Origin of the sequence: Pseudomonas khavaziana, from assembly GCF_019145205.1 — a bacterium.
Lineage (GTDB): Bacteria > Pseudomonadota > Gammaproteobacteria > Pseudomonadales > Pseudomonadaceae > Aquipseudomonas > Aquipseudomonas khavaziana.
The window spans coordinates 256,293-274,207 of the sequence record NZ_JAHSTT010000007.1; the positions used below are offsets into that span (position 1 = coordinate 256,293).

The window sequence follows — 17,915 nt, forward strand, 5'->3', positions numbered from 1 at the left end:
TAGCTTCAACCCCGACACCTTGCGAGGATTTGAGATGACCACTGCCGCGCCGATCCTGTTGACCCCTGGTCCCCTGACCACATCAAACCGCACCCGCCAGGCGATGATGGTGGATTGGGGCTCCTGGGATGACCGCTTCAACCAGCTCACCGCCAGCGTTTGCACGCAGCTGCTTTCGATCCTCAACGGTGCCGACAGCCATCATTGCGTGCCGTTGCAAGGCAGCGGCACCTTCGCCGTCGAAGCCGCCATCGGCACCCTGGTGCCCCGCGAGGGCAAGGTGCTGGTGCTGATCAACGGTGCCTATGGAAAACGCCTGGCGAAGATCTGCGAGGTGCTTGGCCGCGCGTTCAGCACCTTTGAAACCGCTGAAGACGAGCCCACCACTGCTGCCGATGTGGATCGCCTGCTGCGCGCCGACAGCGCCATCACCCACGTCGCGCTGATCCATTGTGAAACCAGCACCGGCATTCTCAACCCGCTGCCGGAGATCGCCCAGGTGGTCAAACACCACGGCAAGCGCCTGATCATCGATGCCATGAGTTCCTTCGGCGCGCTGCCGATCAATGCCCGCGAAGTCCCGTTCGAAGCGTTGATCGCCGCCTCCGGCAAATGCCTTGAAGGCGTGCCGGGCATGGGGTTTGTCTTCGCCGAAAAAGCTGCGCTGGCTGCGTCCCAGGGCAACTGTCATTCCCTGGCGATGGACCTGTTCGACCAGCACACTTATATGGTCAAGACCGGCCAATGGCGCTTCACCCCACCGACCCACGTGGTCGCCGCCCTGCATGAAGCCTTGCTGCAATACGCCGAAGAAGGCGGCCTGCCCGCCCGCCATCAACGCTACGCGGACAACTGCCAGGCCCTGCTGGATGGCATGGCCGCACTGGGCCTGCGCAGCTTTCTGCCGGCAGCGATCCAGGCGCCGATCATCGTCACCTTCCACGCACCACAAGACCCGCGCTACCAGTTCAGGAATTTCTACGAACGGGTCAAGGCCAAGGGCTTCATCCTCTATCCGGGCAAGCTGACCCAAGTGGAAACCTTTCGCGTGGGCTGCATCGGCCATGTCGACGCGGCCGGCATGCGCGCAGCGGTCAAGGCAATCGGCGACGTGCTGCAAGAAATGTGTAGGAGCGAGCTTGCTTGCGAAGACCGTTAACGATGACACGGGCATTCTGACTCAACGCGATGCCCGGACGTTTTTCGCGAGCAAGCTCGCGCCTACACGAGTTTCATTACCCACAGGATCTGAACCATGAACTATCAAAACCCCAACACCCTCCAGGCCGTTATCCTCGACTGGGCCGGCACCGTGGTCGACTTCGGCTCCTTCGCGCCCACGCAGATCTTTGTCGAGGCGTTCGCCGAGTTCGACGTGCAAGTCTCTATCGAGGAAGCCCGTGGCCCGATGGGCATGGGCAAGTGGGACCATATCCGCACCCTCTGCGACCAGCCGCAAGTTGCCGAGCGCTACCGCAAGGCCTTCGGCCGCACGCCGACCGATGATGATGTGACCGCCATCTACCAGCGCTTCATGCCGCTGCAGATCGAGAAGATCGCCGAACACTCAGCCCTGATCCCCGGCGCCCTCGACACCATCGCAGCGCTGCGGGCGCAAGGCATCAAGATCGGCTCCTGCTCCGGCTATCCCAAGCAGGTGATGGACAAGGTCGTCGCCCTGGCCGCCACCAACGGCTATGTCGCCGACCATGTGGTCGCCACCGACGAAGTGCCCAACGGTCGCCCGTGGCCGGCCCAGGCCCTGGCCAATGTGATCGCCCTGGGCATTGATGATGTGGCCGCGTGCGTGAAGGTCGACGACACTGTGCCAGGCATCCTTGAAGGCCGTCGCGCCGGGATGTGGACGGTGGCGCTGACCTGCTCGGGCAATGCCCTGGGCCTGACCTTCGATCAATTCCGTGCCCTGGACAGCGCCACACTGGCCAGCGAGCGCCAGCGTATCGAAGCGATGTTCGAAAGTTCGCGCCCGCATTATCTGATCGACACCATCACCGATCTGCCGACTGTCATCGCCGAGATCAATGCTCGCCTGGCCCGCGGGGAAATGCCGCAGAGCGACTGACCAGGATCAAGACAACGGCATTTGCAACGAGCGAACCGCTTGAAACGGGCATACAGTTAAACCACTCCGTCGCCAAAGAATGGAGGTATGCCCTGATGAGAGAGGAACCCAGCAATGCCGTGGAAAAATTCCGATTCACGCTACAGCAGCATGTCGATTGCGCTGCACTGGTTGATGGTGGTGCTGCTGGCGGTGGTCTACGCCTGCATTGAACTGCGCGGGCAATTCCCCAAAGGCAGCGGTGCGCGCACGTTGATCGTCGAAATGCACTTCATGCTCGGCCTGACCGTGTTTGTGCTGGTGTGGCTGCGCCTGTTTGCACGCAGCCTGGGGGTGGCGCCGAAGATCGTGCCGGCACCGCCGCCATGGCAGAGCCTGCTGGCGAAGCTGATGCATTGGGCGCTGTATGCGTTGATGATCGGGTTGCCGATTGCCGGTTGGTTGATCGTCAGTGCCAAGGGGCATTCGGTGATGTTCTATGGGATGGAGTTACCGCCGCTGATCGCAGAAAACAAGGCGTTGGCCGAGGAGATTGAAGGCTGGCATGTGCTGTTCGCCCAGGTCGGTTACTGGTTGATCGGGCTACATGCACTGGCGGGGATCTTTCATCATTATGTGATGCGCGATAACACTGCCTTGCGCATGATGCCGGGCAGGCACAAGCCCGCCAACTGATAGCCGATACCCTGTAGGAGCGAGCTTGCTCGCGAAAAACCCAAAGGCGCCGCGTGCATTCAGGCTACCCGCGTCATCGTTGACGTTCTTCGCGAGCAAGCTCGCTCCTACGGGAAGCCTCGGCGGCCTTGTAGGCCACCGGTATGGATGAAGATCAGGCGAGTGCCGAGGGTGAAGCGTCCGGCCTCGATCTGTTGCTTCAATGCCAGCAGCGCCTTGGCGGTGTAGAGCGGTTCCAGCGGCAACCCGCAGGCCTGTTCAGTGCACTGGATAAACTCGAGCAATACCGGATCGACTTTGGCAAAGCCGCCTCGGCTGGCCTCCAGTAGTTCATAACCGCCCTGCACCAGGGCACTCACATTTCGCGCCACTCCGTGGTCATCCGGCACCGCCATGGCGCCATACACCGGATGCGCGCCAGCCTCGGCCAACACCAACCCGGCCAATGTCGTGCCGGTACCCGCCGCCAACCACCAAGCGTCGTAATCCGCCCAACCGAGGTTGCTCAACTGCACTCGCGCCTGTTCGACCAGCACCCCGCAGCCCAGCGCACCAGCCGGCCCACCGCCACCTTCGGGCACCGGATGGAGGTGGGGATATTGTTCGCGCCAAGGCAGCCAAAAGCCCGGCTCGTGGCGTGCGCGATAGCCGCCATAACCGAGCCAATGCAGTTGCATGCCGAAGGTCTTGAGATCGAGCACGGTGGGTGTGTCTTGAGGATGACCGCGCAACAGGCCGACCGTGGGGAAATCAAAGCGCTTGCCTGCCGCCGCCAATGCGTGCAGATGGTTGGAGTAGGCCCCGCCGAGGCTGATGATCCCTGACGCTCCGGCATCGCGAGCCTGGGCCAGGTGCTCGGTGAGCTTGAACCACTTGTTGCCGCTGATCAGCGGGTCGATACGGTCCAGGCGCAGCACGGCCAACTCGACGCCGTTCAGCCAGTCCAGCTGCAAAGGTTCAAGGGGCGCGTGGGGCAGCCAGTCGAAAGGACCCATGGGGGGGCATCTGCATGAAAAAAGGGGCGGTAGTCTAACACCGCCCCTGTTGTCGTTTTACAACTCGGCCGCCAGGCGCGAGCCCTGGTTGATGGCGCGCTTGGCGTCCAGTTCGGCGGCCACATCGGCACCGCCGATCAGGTGCACGTTCTGGCCGGCGGCGACCAGGCCGTCGTGCAACTCGCGCAGCGGGTCCTGGCCGGCGCAGATGACGATATTGTCCACCGCCAGCACCTGCGGTTCGCCCTCGGCGCCGATGCGGATGTGCAAGCCTTGATCATCGATCTTCAAGTACTCAACGCTGTTGAGCATCTGCACCTGCTTGTTCTTCAAGCCGGTACGGTGAATCCAACCGGTGGTCTTGCCCAGGCCGTCGCCGACCTTGGAGGCCTTGCGTTGCAGCAGGAACACTTCACGGGCCGGTGCATGGCGCTCGGGCTTGATCCCGGCCACACCGCCACGCGCTTGCAACTGGGTGTCGATGCCCCATTCTTTCCAGAACGCCTCGCGATCCAGGCTGGTGGACACGCCCTGGTGTACGAGGAATTCCGATACGTCAAAGCCGATGCCGCCGGCGCCAATCACCGCTACGCGCTTGCCCACCGGCTTGCGCTCAAGGATCACGTCCAGGTAACTCAAGACCTTGGGGTTTTCGACGCCCGGGATCGCCGGGGTGCGTGGCGCGATGCCGGTGGCCAGGATCACCTCGTCATAACCACCCGCCACCAGTTGCTCGACATCCACGCGAGTATTCAGGCACAGCTCGACGTGGGTGATCTGCAATTTGCGCTTGAAGTAACGCAGGGTTTCAAAGAACTCTTCCTTGCCCGGCACGCGCTTGGCGATATTGAACTGGCCGCCGATCTCACTGGCGGAATCGAACAAGGTCACCTGGTGCCCGCGCTCGGCGGCCACGGTGGCAGCGGCCAGGCCCGCAGGGCCAGCACCGACGACCGCGATTTTCTTGATCTGCTTGACCGGTAAATAATTGAGCTCGGTTTCATAGCAGGCCCGCGGGTTGACCAGGCAGGTGGTCAGCTTGCCGCCGAAGGTGTGGTCCAGGCACGCCTGGTTGCAGCCGATGCAGGTGTTGATTTCATCAGCACGCCCGGCCGCGGCCTTGTTGACGAACTCCGGGTCGGCGAGAAACGGTCGCGCCATCGAGACCATGTCGGCATCGCCTTCGGCCAGGATCTGCTCGGCGACCTCCGGGGTGTTGATGCGATTGGTGGTGATCAGCGGGATCTGCACCGCGCCGCGCAATTTGGCCGTGACTTTGCTGAACGCGCCACGGGGCACCTTGGTGGCGATCGTCGGGATGCGCGCTTCGTGCCAGCCGATACCGGTGTTGATAATGGTCGCGCCGGCCTGCTCGATGGCCTTGGCCAACTGCACGACTTCTTCCCAGACGCTGCCACCTTCCACCAGGTCGAGCATCGACAGGCGGAAGATAATGATGAAATTCGGGCCTACGGCTTCACGCACACGGCGCACGATTTCCACCGCCAGGCGCATGCGGTTTTCAAAGCTGCCGCCCCAGCGGTCGGTGCGGTGGTTGGTGTGGGCAGCGAGGAACTGGTTAATGAAGTAGCCTTCCGAGCCCATGATTTCCACGCCGTCGTATTCGGCGACCTGGGCCAGCAACGAGCAGGTGACGAAATCCTGGATCTGCTTCTCGATACCCTCTTCATCCAGTTCCCTGGGCTTGAACGGGTTGATCGGCGCCTGGATCGCGCTGGGTGCCACCTGTTTGGGACTGTAGGCGTAGCGTCCGGCGTGGAGGATCTGCATGCAGATCTTGCCACCCGCCTCGTGCACGGCCTGGGTGACAATCTTGTGTTTCTGCGCTTCTTCGTCAGTGGTCAGCTTGGCGGCACCGGCATACACACCGCCTTCATCATTCGGGCCAATGCCGCCGGTGACCATCAGGCCCACGCCACCGCGGGCGCGCTCGGCAAAGTAGGCCGCCATGCGCTCGAAACCACCGGGTTTTTCTTCCAGGCCGGTGTGCATCGAGCCCATCAGGGTACGGTTGCGCAGGGTGGTGAAACCCAGGTCCAACGGGGCCAGCAGGTGCGGGTAGGCAGCAGCGGTCATGGTACAGCTCCACAACGGATCATCACGGGACGTGGCGCACTCGAACGGCGTGCCATCGGTTTATGTCCCACAGACTAAGAGGCAGCGGAGCACGGCTCAATGACTGAAACTGACAAGTTATTGATCCAAATGCACAGCGCCCCTTGGCAAGCCGCGCCATGGGCCCTACCCTAGTCGCGAACCCTGCACCCGGTCTGTTGTCTGTTGCCCCATGCGTAAACTTTTAGCATTCACCGTCACCATGGCCTTGGTTGCCGCCCTCGCCGCGTATCTGGTCTGGACCCAGGAGCGCCCCGTGGCGCATTACCTGTCGGACCTGCGCATCACCCTCGCCGTCAACGAGGGCCAGCCGGCCGAGCGTGGCAACCTGCTGGGCATCCAGCCCGAGCTGTTCCCCGCCGACTACCAGAGCCTGGAACGCCTGCACCTGAAGCTTTCGGCCTACCTGCAAAACGCACGGGACCTGGGCCTGATCAACCCCAAGACCATCGTGGTGCTGCCCGAACATATCGGCACCTGGCTGATGCTCAGTGGCGAAAAAAACGAGCTGTACCAGGCCGCGCATCTGAAGGACGCCATGCACTGGCTGTCGATCAGCAACCCGCTGCCCTTCATGCGTGCCTGGATCAGCGCCACCGGTGACAACCGCATGGACGACGCGTACTTGCGCATGAAAGCCCCGGCCATGGCCCAAGACTACCAAGTGCTGTTCGGCGGCCTGGCCAAGGAGTTCGGCGTGACCCTGGTGGCCGGTTCCATCGCCCTGCCCAACCCGACCGTCAGCCAGGGGGTGCTGCAGGTAGGCCACGGCCCGCTGTACAACGCCAGCCTGGTGTTTGCCGCCGACGGCCTGCCATTGGGCCAGCCGCAGCGCCAGCTCTACCCGATCTACGATGAACGCGGGTTTATCGCGCCAGGGGATGAAAACATCCTCAGCGTGGTCGACACGCCCGCCGGGCGCCTGGGCATTCTGGTAGGCAGCGACAGCTGGTACCCGGACAACTACCGCAAGCTCAACGAACAGGGTGCGCAACTGATCGCGGTACCAGCCTTTGTCACCGGGCGCGACACCTGGGACCGCCCATGGCGTGGTTTCAAGAGCGTGTCGACACCTGCTGAAGTCAGTCTCAAGCCCGAAGAAACCAGTGAGGGCGCTGCCTGGCGCCGCCTGACCCTGATCAGCCAGCAACCCGTCAGCCAGGCCACGGCGGGCATGAGCGTATTTTTACGTGGGCAGTTCTGGGACCTGGGCAGTGCCGGCCAGAGCTTTCTCAGCAGCAACGGGCAAGTGTTCGCCGACAGCGACGCCCGCGGTGCGCGCCTGCTGAACATCTGGTTGTAGCCCTTGAAGCCGGTGCGCCTGGGGGATTTGTCGGTGGGCTTCGTGCACACCCTGGCCGACGCCATCCACAGCCACGGCCTGGACCCGCAACCGCTGCTGCTGCAATACGGCCTCGATCCGGCACGCCTGGCCGAGGCCGGCGCACGCTTATCGATCCCGCGCTACATGCGCCTGGGTCACGCGGCCATCCAACTGACCGGCGACCCGGGCCTGGGCCTGCGTATGGGCCAGCTCAGTCGCTTGAGCCAGGCTGGCCTAGCCGGCGTCACCGCCGCCCAGGCGCCCAATGTGCGCGAAGCGGCGCGCGCACTGACACGCTTTGAAGCGCTGTACGGCTCCAATTATCGGGGGCAATCGAGTTTTCACGAGGATGCCAAGGGCGCTTGGCTGCGGTTCTATTCCATCAGTCCCTACAACGCCTATAACCGCTTTGTCGTCGATTCGATCATCGCCGGTTGGCTGCAGCAATTGTCTGGCCTGGCGCAGCAGCCGGTGCAGGCGCAACGGATCGAAATCGAATTCCAAGCGCCGGACTACCACGAACAATACAGCGTGCTGGGAGACGGCCTGGTGCACTTCGGCGCCGATGCCAATCAACTGCGCCTCAGCCAACCGACCCTGGCCCTGCGCAACCCACAGCATTGCCCCAGCACCTGGCACCTGTTGTTGCAGTTGTGTGAGAGAGAGTTGGAGCAGTTGACCCGCACCCGTAGCCTGCGCGAGCGCATCACCCAGTTGCTCGGGCCGATGCTCAATGGCGGCCGGGAACCCGACCTGGAAGAAGTGGCGGCACGCTTGAAACTGCCGACCTGGACACTGCGGCGCAAACTGGCCGAGGAAGGCACGCAGTTTCGCGCCATTCTCAACGACACCCGCCGCGACCTGGCCATGACCTATATTCGCGATACGGAACTGGCATTCGGCGAAATCGCCTACTTGCTCGGTTTTTCTTCGGCCCAAGCCTTCCAGCGGGCCTTCAGGCGCTGGAACAACCAGACCCCAGGGGAATTTCGCCGCAGTCAGCGGCATTGCGCCTGAGGTCGGTCTTACAACTCGGTGGCATCGTCGGCGGGATCCAGTGGATCCAGCTCGAATGCCTGGTACTCCAGCAATTCTTCCTGGTATTCGTCCATGGTGAACTCCTTGTTGAATTGAAAGCGGTTGCAGATAAATGACCTGTGAACCCAGCCTAAAGTGCCGTCATGACGAAAAAATGTCGACGTAATGACATTCCGGTATTTGAAGGTTAAACGCGCCAGGGTCGGGATGATTTAAACGCGAGGCTTTTCAGATGCAATTGCAATCATTGCAAATGCAACCACATTTCCATTAGGGTACGAGCATCCGTTGAAAGGAGCTTCGCCCCATGCCTGCTTCCACCGCGTATTCTGCGCAGCGCTGCATCGATGCGCTCGACACTGCCGCCAGCCCGGGCAACTCGCCGTTGAATACGGTCATGACTATCGCCAATACCTTGGAATCCGGCCGAGAAGCCTGGGTGATCCGCGGCCAGTCACGCAGCCGCCGCGTGGGCAACTGGCCCACCTGGTTCGCGCGCAATAACGGCGAAAAACCCCTGCTCTACCTGCACAGCGCGACATCGTCGGCACAGCTGTGTGCACTGTCGGACCAGATCGCCCAGCGTGGCATTTTGTGCAATGACATCGAAAACCAGCCCTCCCCATGGCCCAAGGGCGCGCACCCGTCGCTGCCGTTGTGGCTGGCGACCCATCCACGCTGCACACCCTACGATCCCGCCTCGGGTGACGAAGCCCGGGCGATTGTGCTGGCGGGGCTGCGCACGCTGTACGTCGACGGTCAGCCGGGCTTTTATTACCTGGCGCTGCATGATCAGGACGTTAGCACCGCGCTGGATAACCAAGACCGTGCAGACGCCCACAAAGGCATGTATCCGATCCAACGTGGCCAAGTGGCAGATGTGTGCCTGCTCGGCGCTGGCCGGGCGCTTGAAGAAGTCATGCTCGCCGCTCGGTTGCTGGCACAGGACTGGAATGTCACGGCGCAGGTATGGAGCTGCCCCAGCTACACACGGCTGGCCCGTGAGGCGGCGGCGGCCGAGCGCTGGAATCGCTTGCACCCCCTGGCCCCCACGCGCAGTTGCCATTTGCGTGAGTGCCTGGCGGGAAATACAGCGCCGGTGATTGCAGTGACCGGCTATCCGCAGGCGATTGTCGATCAGTTGAGAGCCCACGTAGATACGCGGTTTATAGCGTTGGGCGCGGGGTCGGTGCAGGCGACGGCGCCGAGTCGGTATTGGGTGGTGGTATCGGCGCTCAGGGCGTTGGCGGAGCAAGGACGGATCGATGCATTAGACGTGACGAAGGCAATGGCCCGCTACCCACTTGGATGAGCTGGAGTGTGGGAGCCGCCACCACATCTTCGATGTGACGCTGTCGCGCAGCAAACTAGGGAGCTTGCTTCCGTGGCGGCCTGACAGCCGAGCAGGATGTTGGTTTTCGTCCTCGGTACATATCCGTTATTTGGGCAACGGCCACTTAGGGTTCCGCTTTTACAGCGGCTCACTTTTGAACAGCCGGAATGCCGGCCCAGGCAAAAGTAAGCCGCCGTAAGGGCGGAACCTATAGTGGCCGTTACCTAAGCAACGGATATGTACTCGCCCCAACAACCCAACAACCCGGTCACATCGTCGACGTGGCGCCATCGCGCAGCAACCTGGACCGCCGCCAAAATATCCGGCGTTAGGACTAAATTTTAACTCTTTAAAATCAGTAGCTTACTTGTAGTTTGATAAGAGCGGGCATGCATTGGCTTTTGATTGTTGCTCAGCGCTTGCCGCGGCTGCGGGTCGGCACACCCGCCTCCATCGCAAGCCCCGCAGTGCGCTCCAGGGCATCGGCAAACGCCTGGCGTTGCCCAGGTTCGATCTGCGACAGGAACAACTCGTCCACGGTGCTTTCGTAGATCTTCCACATTTTTTTGCGCAGCACCCGGCCGGCGTCCGTGATCGAGGCAAACGCCGCACGACCGTCGCCGTCGGAACGCGAGCGCACCACCAGGCCGTCCTTTTCCAGGCGGTCCACCAGGCGCGTGAGGTTGTAACGCTCGATGGCCAGCACATCGGCCAACTCGTGCATGCGCCGGGTGCCGTCGGGCCCGCTCTCCAGGCCCCACAAGGCGTCGTACCAGGCATACGCCGGCAGGTCCGCCGCGGCCAGCCGCCGCTCGATCTCACGGATGACCGTCCTGTGGGCCCTGACAAAACGGAACCAGACATCCGGCTCTTTCGACGACATGCAACACCATCCGGGGGATTTCAAGAAGGTTGCAATAGTAGCTCATCCCGCGCTAGATTCCGCCATGTAGTTGCAATTGCAACTACATTTGCGTCACTCCCACAAGGAGCTTGCCGCTTGAATCCGCCTACCCTGGAGCCTCACATGACCTCGAATAACACAGCAAGACTCGACGATGATCCACAGGAAACCCGCGAATGGCTGGAGTCCATCGAATCGGTGCTGTCCACCGAGGGCCGCCCCCGCGCCCATTACCTGATCGACCAGTTGCTGGATTTCGACGTTGCGCGCCATGGCGACTTCTACGGGCGGGTCACCACCCCCTACGTCAACAGCATCCCGGTCGAACGCCAACTGCCCTACCCCGGCAACCTGGATATCGAGCGTCGCACCAATGCGTTTATCCGCTGGAACGCCATGGCGATGGTCTTGCGCGCAGGCAAACACTCAGGTGTGGGTGGGCATATCGCCACCTACGCATCGGCGGCGGTATTGTATGACGTCGGCTTCGATCATTTTTTCCGTGGCCGAACCGACACCTTCGACGGCGACCTGGTGTACATCCAGGGCCACTCCTCCCCAGGCATCTACGGCCGCGCCTACCTGGAAGGCCGCATCAGCGAAGCCCAGCTCGACAACTTCCGTCGCGAGGCCGGCGGCGAGGGACTGTCGTCCTACCCTCACCCACGGCTGATGCCCGATTTCTGGCAATTTCCCACCGTGTCCATGGGACTTGGGCCGATTACCGCCGCCTACCAGGCGCGGTTCATGCGTTACCTGGAGTTTCGCGCCCTCAAGCAACACCAGGGCCGCAAGGTCTGGGCATTTCTCGGCGATGGCGAAATGGACCAGCCGGAATCCCTGGCTGCCATCTCCCTGGCAGGCCGCGAAAAACTCGACAACCTGATCTTCGTGGTCAACTGCAACCTGCAACGCCTGGACGGCCCTGTGCGCGGCAATGCCAAGGTAATCCAGGAGTTCGAGAGCCTGTATCGCGCCGCCGGTTGGAATGTGATCAAGGTGATCTGGGGCGGCGGTTGGGACGCACTGCTGGAGAAGGACCAGAGCGGCCTGCTGCGCCAACGCATGATGGAGTGCGTGGACGGCGACTATCAGAACTACAAATCCCAGAATGGCGCTTATGTGCGTGAACACTTCTTTGGCAAATACCCGGAGTTGCTGGCGCTGGTTGCGAACATGTCGGACGACGATATCTGGAAACTCTCACGGGGCGGGCATGACCCGGACAAGGTCTACAACGCCTACGCCGCCGCCGTGCGCCACAAGGGCCAGCCCACCGTGATCCTGGCCAAGACTGTGAAGGGTTTTGGCATGGGTGAAGCCGGCGAAGGCCAGAACATCAACCATCAGCTCAAGAAGATGGGCGCCGACGCGGTAAAGGCCTTTCGCGACCGCTTCGGCCTGGAAGTCGCCGATGACCGGCTCGACGAAATCCCTTACCTCAAACCCGCCGCCGACAGCGAAGAAGCCCGCTACTTCGCCGCAAGACGCCAAGCCCTGGGCGGCTATGTACCGGCGCGCCACACGGCTGTCGCCCCCCTGCAGATCCCCGAACTGAGCGCGTTTGCCACCCAACTCAAAGACACCGGTGAACGCGCCATCTCCACCACCATGGCCTTTGTGCGCATCCTCGGCACCCTGCTCAAGGACCCGCACTTGGGCAAGCTGATCGTGCCCATCGTGCCGGATGAGTCGCGTACCTTCGGCATGGAAAGCCTGTTCCGCCAGATCGGCATCCACTCCGCCGTCGGACAGCTCTACACCCCACAGGACGCAGGGCAATTGAGCTACTACAAGGAGAGCAAGGACGGACAGATCATGCAGGAAGGGCTGAATGAATCCGGCGCCATTTCTTCGTGGATCGCGGCGAGTACGTCCTACAGCAATCATGGCCTGATGACTGTGCCGTTCTACATTTTCTATTCGATGTTCGGCTTCCAGCGCGTTGGCGACCTGGCCTGGGCCGCGGGTGATGCACGTGCGCGCGGCTTCCTGCTGGGTGCCACGGCCGGGCGCACCACGCTGATGGGCGAAGGCTTGCAGCACGACGACGGGCACAGTCATATCCTGGCGTCGGTGATTCCGTGCTGCGTGGCCTATGACCCAACGTTTGCCTACGAACTGGCGGTAATTATTCGCGAGGGCATGCGGCGCATGTATGTCGAGCAAGAGGACATCTATTACTACATCACCCTGCTCAACGAAAATTACCCGCACCCAGCGATGCCCGAAGGCGTTGAAGAAGGAATCCTCAAGGGCATGTATCCGCTGAGCACCCACCCGCAAGCGCAGGTGCAACTGATGGGCAGCGGCTCGATCTTGCGCGAAGTGATCGCCGCAGCCGAGCTGCTCGCCAAGGATTTCGCCGTGCACAGCGATGTCTGGAGCGTCACCAGCTTGACCGAGCTGCGCCGTGACGGGCATGCCGCCGAGCGCTGGAACCTGCTGCATCCGCAAAGCGAGCCGCGCCAGAGCTATGTCGAAACCTGCCTCGCCGGGAGAACCGGAGCAGTGGTGGTAGCGACAGACTACATGAAGTTATTTGCCGACCAGATTCGCCCCTTCGTGCACGGTCGCCGTTTCGTCGCACTGGGCACCGACGGGTTCGGGCAGTCGGATACCCGCGAAGCATTGCGCGAGTTTTTCGAGGTCGACCGCCACTTCATTGTTCTGGCGGCCTTGAAAGCGTTGGCGGATGACGGTGTGATTGGCCGGGACAAAATCGCCCTGGCCATCAGCCGCTACGGGATCAACGTCGACAAGGTAGATCCCGTAGCCGTCTGAGTCACTGCGCAGGCGCTGGAAGCGGCGGAATCGCCTCTGTCGGTGCCGGCAGGCTGGGGTTGCTCGGCGCCGGCGCAGGCTCGGTTACCGGTGTCGGGGCCGGCGCAGGTTCCGGGCTCGGCTCTGGGATCGGCGCGATCGGTGCGGCCTCAGGTGGCGGCGCAAGCGGTTGCGCGGCGGAAGGCTGCGGTGTGTCCTGCGGCGCCTCGACCTTCTCGGCGACCGGGGCGGCCTTGGGTTCGGGCATGCCCAGGTCAGCCTTGGGCTTTTCGGGAATATGCTCGGCCTGCTTCACCTCCTGGGGCAGGAACACATCCACCAGGGCGAAGTACCGTTCGTAGAACTTCGGCGCCGAGACGGTCTCGCTCGCCACCTTCACCATCGAGTCATCGGTGGAGCCAATCGGCATCGACACCGAACCCAGTACACCCACGCCCAGGCTGGCGGAGTTGTTGACCTTCTTCAACGCATAGCGATCCTGCAAGGCATTGGCAAACATCGTCGAGTGATGGCTGCCCTTGCCATCTGCAGCACACACCACATTGAAGCTGATCTGCAGGTGGGTCTCGCCGGTCTGCTGGAAGCTCTTGTTGCCGGCCACCAGCTTCGGATCGCTGCTGGTGATGATGTAGCCCTGGCTCAGCAACGCACGGCGCGCCGCTTCACAGGCGGCCACGTCGCTGACCGGGTAATCACGGGAAAACGTACCGGAGTCATCGAAATTCTCGTGTTCATAGATAGCGGTCTTGGGTGACGAGCAACCCGCTGCGCCCGCCAGCACCAGCGCCAATCCGAGGCTGCGCAAGTGAAATGATGTCGACATTGAAAATCCTGAGGAAAACGGTCCGGACGGTATTGTGCAACAGAACGAGCCTTGGAGGCGCGCATTCCTGTCGGTAAAACGTCACCGGCTCAGGGAACCGCGTCGGTAGGAAAAAGCCCGGCACACATATGGTCGATGAATACCCGCAGTTTGGCCGAGGCATGGCGACTGGCCGGCCACAACAACCAGAAACTGCCGCGGTGCTCGAGGTGCTCGTCCAGTACTCGCTGCAATTGCCCTTTGCTTACCGCCTGGTTGACCATGTAGTCCGGCAGGCACGCAATACCGAGACCTTCCTGCACCACATGATAGAGCGACTCGATGGTGGTACTGACCAATGGCGTGCGCAGGCTCGGCTCCGTTGAGCCCGGAACCTGACGCAGGGGCCAGGGCTCCAGCTTGCCGGTGGCGCAGAATTTATGCCGCAGGCAGGCGTGGTGATCCAGGTGTTGCGGCTGACTTGGAATGCCGTGCTGCTCAAAGTAGCCGGGCGTGCCGACGAGGACCAATTGGTAGTGCCCCAGATGGCGCGCCATCAAGCGCGAATCTTCGGGTTTGCCGGTGCGAATCACCGCATCAAAGCCCTCTTCGATCACGTCCACCATGCGGTCGGAAAAATCCACGTCCAACTCGATTTCCGGGTAGGCACGCATAAAGTCGCTGATCACCGGCATCAACAAACCACGCACCTGGGGCACGCTGATACGCAACTTCCCTCGAGGCGTGGCGCTGGCCTGGGTCAACTCCTGTTCGGCCGCCTCCACTTCCGCCAGGATGCGTCGCGAGCGCTCCAGGAACAGCGCGCCCTCACTGGTCAAGGTGATACTGCGGGTGCTGCGATGAAACAGCCGGACCCCCAGGCGCTCTTCCATCCGCGCGATGCTTTTGCCTACCGCCGAGGATGACACGCCCAATATCCGGCCCGCTGCGGTGAAGCTGCGGGTGTCCGCGACCTGTACGAATACCGAGAGACTGCCCAGGTTGTCCATGGTGATGCCTTGGCTGATTAAGGACAACAACGTCCGATAAGTTCGGAACCTTAGCCTGTTTTTCCGCACGCTGCAGCCCCCTACCCTGTTTTCTTGCCCCCTCAAGGAGACCCCCCCATGAACGACAGCCCTTTATTGGCCGCTACTGCCCCCCAGCATGAGGCCCTCCCCCTGGCAGGCTTGCTGGCCCTGGCCTCGGCTGGCTTTATCACCATTCTCACCGAGGCGATGTCCGCCGGATTGCTGCCGCAAATGAGTGCAGGGCTGGGCGTGTCCCAGGCCCTGGTCGGGCAGTTGGTGACGCTCTACGCCCTCGGCTCGTTACTCGCGGCCATCCCCCTGACGCTACTGACCCGAGGCTGGCGCAGACGTCCCCTGCTATTGATTGCCATTGGCGGCTTTGCCTTGGTCAATAGTGTTACCGCGTTTTCCAGCCACTATGGCCTGACCTTGATCGCACGCTTTTTCGCGGGTGTGTTCGCTGGGCTGCTGTGGGCACTGCTGGCGGGTTATGCCAGCCGCATGGTTGCGCCTCACCTGCAGGGCCGGGCGATTGCCGTGGCCATGCTGGGCGCGCCGCTGGCCTTGTCCCTCGGCGTACCTGCCGGCACGTTGCTGGGTACGCTGGTCGGTTGGCGCACCAGCTTCGCCATCATGACTGGCCTGACCCTGTTACTGCTGGTATGGGCGCGCTGGCAACTGCCGGACTTCGCCGGAGAACCGGCAAGCAAACGCCTGGGGTTGCATAAGGTGCTGACCTTACCGGGCATACGTCCGGTGCTGTGGGTGACCCTTACCTACGTATTGGCCCACAACATCCTCTACACCTACATCGCGCCGCTCCTGGTGCCGGCCGGGATAGGCGGCGACATCGACAGGGTATTGCTCGTGTTCGGCTTGATGGCCTTGTTGAGCATCTGGCTGGTAGGCATCTGGATTGACCGGCATTTACGGCTACTGACCCTCACCAGTTGTGCGATGTTCGCCGTGGCCGCCTTGCTGCTTGGCCTCTGGATCAGCTCGCCAATCAGCCTCTACATCAGCGTGGCGTTGTGGGGCCTGGCGTTCGGTGGTCTCGCGGCCCTGTTGCAAACCGCCCTGGCCAAGTCAGCGGGCCATTCGGCCGATGCCGCGCAATCAATGCTGGTCACAGTGTGGAACCTGGGCATTGCCGGGGGAGGATTGGCAGGTGGTTTATTGCTGCAAAGCTTCGGTGTCGAGGTATTCCCATGGGCAGTTTTAGGCCTGATGACCCTGGCGGTGGGCGCAATCCTGGGTAAGACAACCCACACACGATGACAAGTTTGTTTACAACTTATTCATCAGCTTCCTATCATCCCCCCTGGGTGCGTCGCTGCATGAAGTACGGCGCAGGTTAAAAGCCAAGCATTGGTCGGGCCGCCAATGGAGATTTGTCGTGCCTGATAAACACCCTGCGATCCCTCGCCCTCAACGTCTGGCTGAGGGCGCGTTGTCTGCCCTCGAGCGCTTTTCCCGTATCGAAGCCGTCAGCGGTATCGTCCTGCTGCTGGCGGCCATTGCGGCGCTGATCTGGGCCAACAGCCCCGCCGCGGCGTCCTACGAGCACTTCTGGAACACCCCCATCACCCTGGGGCTGGGCGACTACAGCGTCTCACGCTCCCTGCACTTTCTGGTCAATGACGGGCTGATGACTATCTTCTTCCTGGTGGTCGGTGCCGAGATCCGCCAGGAAATCAAGGACGGTGCCCTCGCCAACCTCAAGCTCGCCACGCTGCCGTTGGGCGCGGCGCTGGGCGGCGTGCTGATGCCGGCGCTCATCTACACCCTGCTCAACCACGGCACTGCCGCCGCAAGTGGCTGGGCCGTGCCCACCGCGACCGACATCGCCTTTGCCGTGGGCGTGCTGGCGTTGCTGGGCAAATCGATTCCCAGTGGCGTGCGTATCCTGCTGCTGGCCCTGGCGATCATCGATGACATCGTGGCGATCCTGATCATCGCTATCTTCTTCACCGCCAGCCTGGATTACATGGGGCTGGTGATTGCCGTAGGCGGCCTGGCCCTGGTGCTGGTGTTTCAGCGCATGGGCATCGGCAAGGCCGCGATCTATCTGCTGCCAGGCGCGATTGTCTGGTTTGGCCTGCTCAAGACCGGCGTGCACCCTACCCTCGCCGGGGTCATCCTTGGCTTGATGACGCCGGTCAATTCCAAGCCCACCACTGAACGTCCGCTGGAGACCATCGAACGCACGTTCAACGAACTGATGGAGCGTTTCTCGCAATCGTCAGAAGGCCCCCAACAGGTTGCCCAGCCCCTCAAGCAACTGCGCGAAGCCCAGCGGGAAATATTGCCGCCGGTGCAACGGGTGCAGTCGGCGCTGCACCCATGGGTCGCGTTCGGCGTGATGCCGCTGTTCGCGCTGGCCAATGCCGGAGTGAGCCTGGACGGTTTCAACCTGGATGACCCGCTGGCCCACGGCGTGTTCATGGGTGTCATCTTCGCCCTGGTGCTCGGCAAGCCGTTGGGCGTGATGCTGGCGAGCCTGGCCCTGGTCAAGCTCAATATCTGCAAGCTGCCCGATGGTGTGACCTGGACCGGGGTGGGCCTGGTCGGCCTGTTGGCGGGGATCGGTTTCACCATGTCGATCTTTATCTCTTCCCTGGCCTTCTCCGACCCGGCCCTGCTGTCGGCTGCCAAGCTGAGTGTATTGGCCGCTTCGACCCTGGCGGCGGTGATCGGTCTGACCTGGGGCAAGCTCAAGTTTGCCGGCAAGCCTACTTAAGGCGAGTTCAGCAGCGCTTTATCGAGGGCAAAAAAAGACCCCGCCTTTTCAGGACGGGGTCTTTTTATTC

At 62.1% G+C, this 17,915-nt stretch carries 14 protein-coding genes; 9 read left to right on the forward strand and 5 right to left on the reverse strand.

Features of this window, described 5'->3' with window-relative positions; translation table 11 throughout:
* Positions 1-34: 34 nt before the first annotated feature.
* The 3 genes from KVH01_RS18725 (at position 35) to KVH01_RS18735 (ending at position 2,758) form a co-directional block, all read left to right on the forward strand.
* Entirely contained in the window at positions 35-1,159 is a 1,125-nt protein-coding gene (locus KVH01_RS18725) for a 2-aminoethylphosphonate--pyruvate transaminase (RefSeq protein ID WP_217882413.1), read from the forward strand.
* Positions 1,160-1,255: 96 nt separating this feature from the next.
* Positions 1,256-2,083 (forward strand): phosphonoacetaldehyde hydrolase, encoded by an 828-nt coding sequence (phnX, locus tag KVH01_RS18730; protein ID WP_057013442.1) that lies wholly within the window; start codon positions 1,256-1,258, stop codon positions 2,081-2,083.
* Between the two features lie 114 nt (positions 2,084-2,197).
* Complete coding sequence (locus KVH01_RS18735; RefSeq protein WP_217882414.1) at positions 2,198-2,758, forward strand: cytochrome b; 561 nt, start codon at positions 2,198-2,200, stop codon at positions 2,756-2,758.
* A gap of 107 nt (positions 2,759-2,865) precedes the next feature.
* Here KVH01_RS18735 and KVH01_RS18740 read toward each other — a convergent pair whose 3' ends face one another.
* Both KVH01_RS18740 and KVH01_RS18745 read right to left on the reverse strand, forming a co-directional pair.
* Entirely contained in the window at positions 2,866-3,753 is an 888-nt protein-coding gene (locus KVH01_RS18740) for a 1-aminocyclopropane-1-carboxylate deaminase/D-cysteine desulfhydrase (protein ID WP_217882415.1), read from the reverse strand.
* 57 nt (positions 3,754-3,810) lie between these two features.
* Positions 3,811-5,850, reverse strand: a complete 2,040-nt coding sequence (locus tag KVH01_RS18745; protein WP_217882416.1) for an NADPH-dependent 2,4-dienoyl-CoA reductase — start codon at positions 5,848-5,850, stop codon at positions 3,811-3,813.
* Positions 5,851-6,061: 211 nt separating this feature from the next.
* On the opposite strand from KVH01_RS18745, the gene KVH01_RS18750 reads away from it, so the two are divergent.
* The 3 genes from KVH01_RS18750 to KVH01_RS18760 all read left to right on the forward strand — a co-directional run bounded on the left by KVH01_RS18750 (position 6,062) and on the right by KVH01_RS18760 (position 9,563).
* On the forward strand, positions 6,062-7,192 hold the full coding sequence (locus KVH01_RS18750; RefSeq protein WP_043049934.1) for a carbon-nitrogen hydrolase family protein: 1,131 nt from the start codon (positions 6,062-6,064) through the stop codon (positions 7,190-7,192).
* A 3-nt stretch (positions 7,193-7,195) separates the two neighbouring features.
* Positions 7,196-8,230, forward strand: a complete 1,035-nt coding sequence (locus tag KVH01_RS18755; RefSeq protein ID WP_217882417.1) for an AraC family transcriptional regulator — start codon at positions 7,196-7,198, stop codon at positions 8,228-8,230.
* 328 nt (positions 8,231-8,558) lie between these two features.
* The gene (locus KVH01_RS18760; RefSeq protein ID WP_217882418.1) at positions 8,559-9,563 is read left to right on the forward strand and encodes a transketolase-like TK C-terminal-containing protein; all 1,005 of its coding nucleotides are present in this window, start codon (positions 8,559-8,561) and stop codon (positions 9,561-9,563) included.
* A gap of 433 nt (positions 9,564-9,996) precedes the next feature.
* Here the strand turns inward: KVH01_RS18760 and KVH01_RS18765 are convergent, their stop codons facing one another.
* Positions 9,997-10,467 (reverse strand): MarR family winged helix-turn-helix transcriptional regulator, encoded by a 471-nt coding sequence (locus KVH01_RS18765; protein ID WP_217882419.1) that lies wholly within the window; start codon positions 10,465-10,467, stop codon positions 9,997-9,999.
* 144 nt (positions 10,468-10,611) lie between these two features.
* On the opposite strand from KVH01_RS18765, the gene aceE reads away from it, so the two are divergent.
* Positions 10,612-13,272 carry a pyruvate dehydrogenase (acetyl-transferring), homodimeric type gene (aceE, locus tag KVH01_RS18770; protein WP_217882420.1) on the forward strand — a complete coding sequence of 887 codons (2,661 nt, stop codon included), beginning with the start codon at positions 10,612-10,614 and terminating at the stop codon, positions 13,270-13,272.
* A 1-nt stretch (position 13,273) separates the two neighbouring features.
* Here the strand turns inward: aceE and KVH01_RS18775 are convergent, their stop codons facing one another.
* Positions 13,274-14,095, reverse strand: a complete 822-nt coding sequence (locus KVH01_RS18775) for a DUF2242 domain-containing protein (RefSeq protein ID WP_217882421.1) — start codon at positions 14,093-14,095, stop codon at positions 13,274-13,276.
* An 89-nt stretch (positions 14,096-14,184) separates the two neighbouring features.
* Positions 14,185-15,084, reverse strand: coding sequence for a LysR family transcriptional regulator (locus KVH01_RS18780; RefSeq protein WP_124402511.1), 900 nt, complete (start codon positions 15,082-15,084; stop codon positions 14,185-14,187).
* Positions 15,085-15,201: 117 nt separating this feature from the next.
* Here KVH01_RS18780 and KVH01_RS18785 point away from each other — a divergent pair, with 117 nt between their 5' ends.
* Positions 15,202-16,383 (forward strand): MFS transporter, encoded by a 1,182-nt coding sequence (locus KVH01_RS18785; RefSeq protein WP_217882422.1) that lies wholly within the window; start codon positions 15,202-15,204, stop codon positions 16,381-16,383.
* Positions 16,384-16,501: 118 nt separating this feature from the next.
* Positions 16,502-17,845: a Na+/H+ antiporter NhaA gene (gene nhaA, locus KVH01_RS18790; protein WP_217882423.1), complete on the forward strand. Its 1,344-nt coding sequence runs from the start codon at positions 16,502-16,504 to the stop codon at positions 17,843-17,845.
* Positions 17,846-17,915 lie beyond the last annotated feature (70 nt).

Excerpts from the sequence above, each read along its gene's own strand:
- KVH01_RS18725 (WP_217882413.1), top strand. The coding sequence starts at position 35 with ATGACCACTGCCGCGCCGATCCTGTTGACCCCTGGTCCCCTGACCACA.
- phnX (WP_057013442.1), top strand. The coding sequence starts at position 1,256 with ATGAACTATCAAAACCCCAACACCCTCCAGGCCGTTATCCTCGACTGG.
- KVH01_RS18735 (WP_217882414.1), top strand. The coding sequence starts at position 2,198 with ATGCCGTGGAAAAATTCCGATTCACGCTACAGCAGCATGTCGATTGCG.
- KVH01_RS18740 (WP_217882415.1), bottom strand. The coding sequence starts at position 3,753 with ATGGGTCCTTTCGACTGGCTGCCCCACGCGCCCCTTGAACCTTTGCAG.
- KVH01_RS18745 (WP_217882416.1), bottom strand. The coding sequence starts at position 5,850 with ATGACCGCTGCTGCCTACCCGCACCTGCTGGCCCCGTTGGACCTGGGT.
- KVH01_RS18750 (WP_043049934.1), top strand. The coding sequence starts at position 6,062 with ATGCGTAAACTTTTAGCATTCACCGTCACCATGGCCTTGGTTGCCGCC.
- KVH01_RS18760 (WP_217882418.1), top strand. The coding sequence starts at position 8,559 with ATGCCTGCTTCCACCGCGTATTCTGCGCAGCGCTGCATCGATGCGCTC.
- KVH01_RS18765 (WP_217882419.1), bottom strand. The coding sequence starts at position 10,467 with ATGTCGTCGAAAGAGCCGGATGTCTGGTTCCGTTTTGTCAGGGCCCAC.
- aceE (WP_217882420.1), top strand. The coding sequence starts at position 10,612 with ATGACCTCGAATAACACAGCAAGACTCGACGATGATCCACAGGAAACC.
- KVH01_RS18775 (WP_217882421.1), bottom strand. The coding sequence starts at position 14,095 with ATGTCGACATCATTTCACTTGCGCAGCCTCGGATTGGCGCTGGTGCTG.
- KVH01_RS18780 (WP_124402511.1), bottom strand. The coding sequence starts at position 15,084 with ATGGACAACCTGGGCAGTCTCTCGGTATTCGTACAGGTCGCGGACACC.
- KVH01_RS18785 (WP_217882422.1), top strand. The coding sequence starts at position 15,202 with ATGAACGACAGCCCTTTATTGGCCGCTACTGCCCCCCAGCATGAGGCC.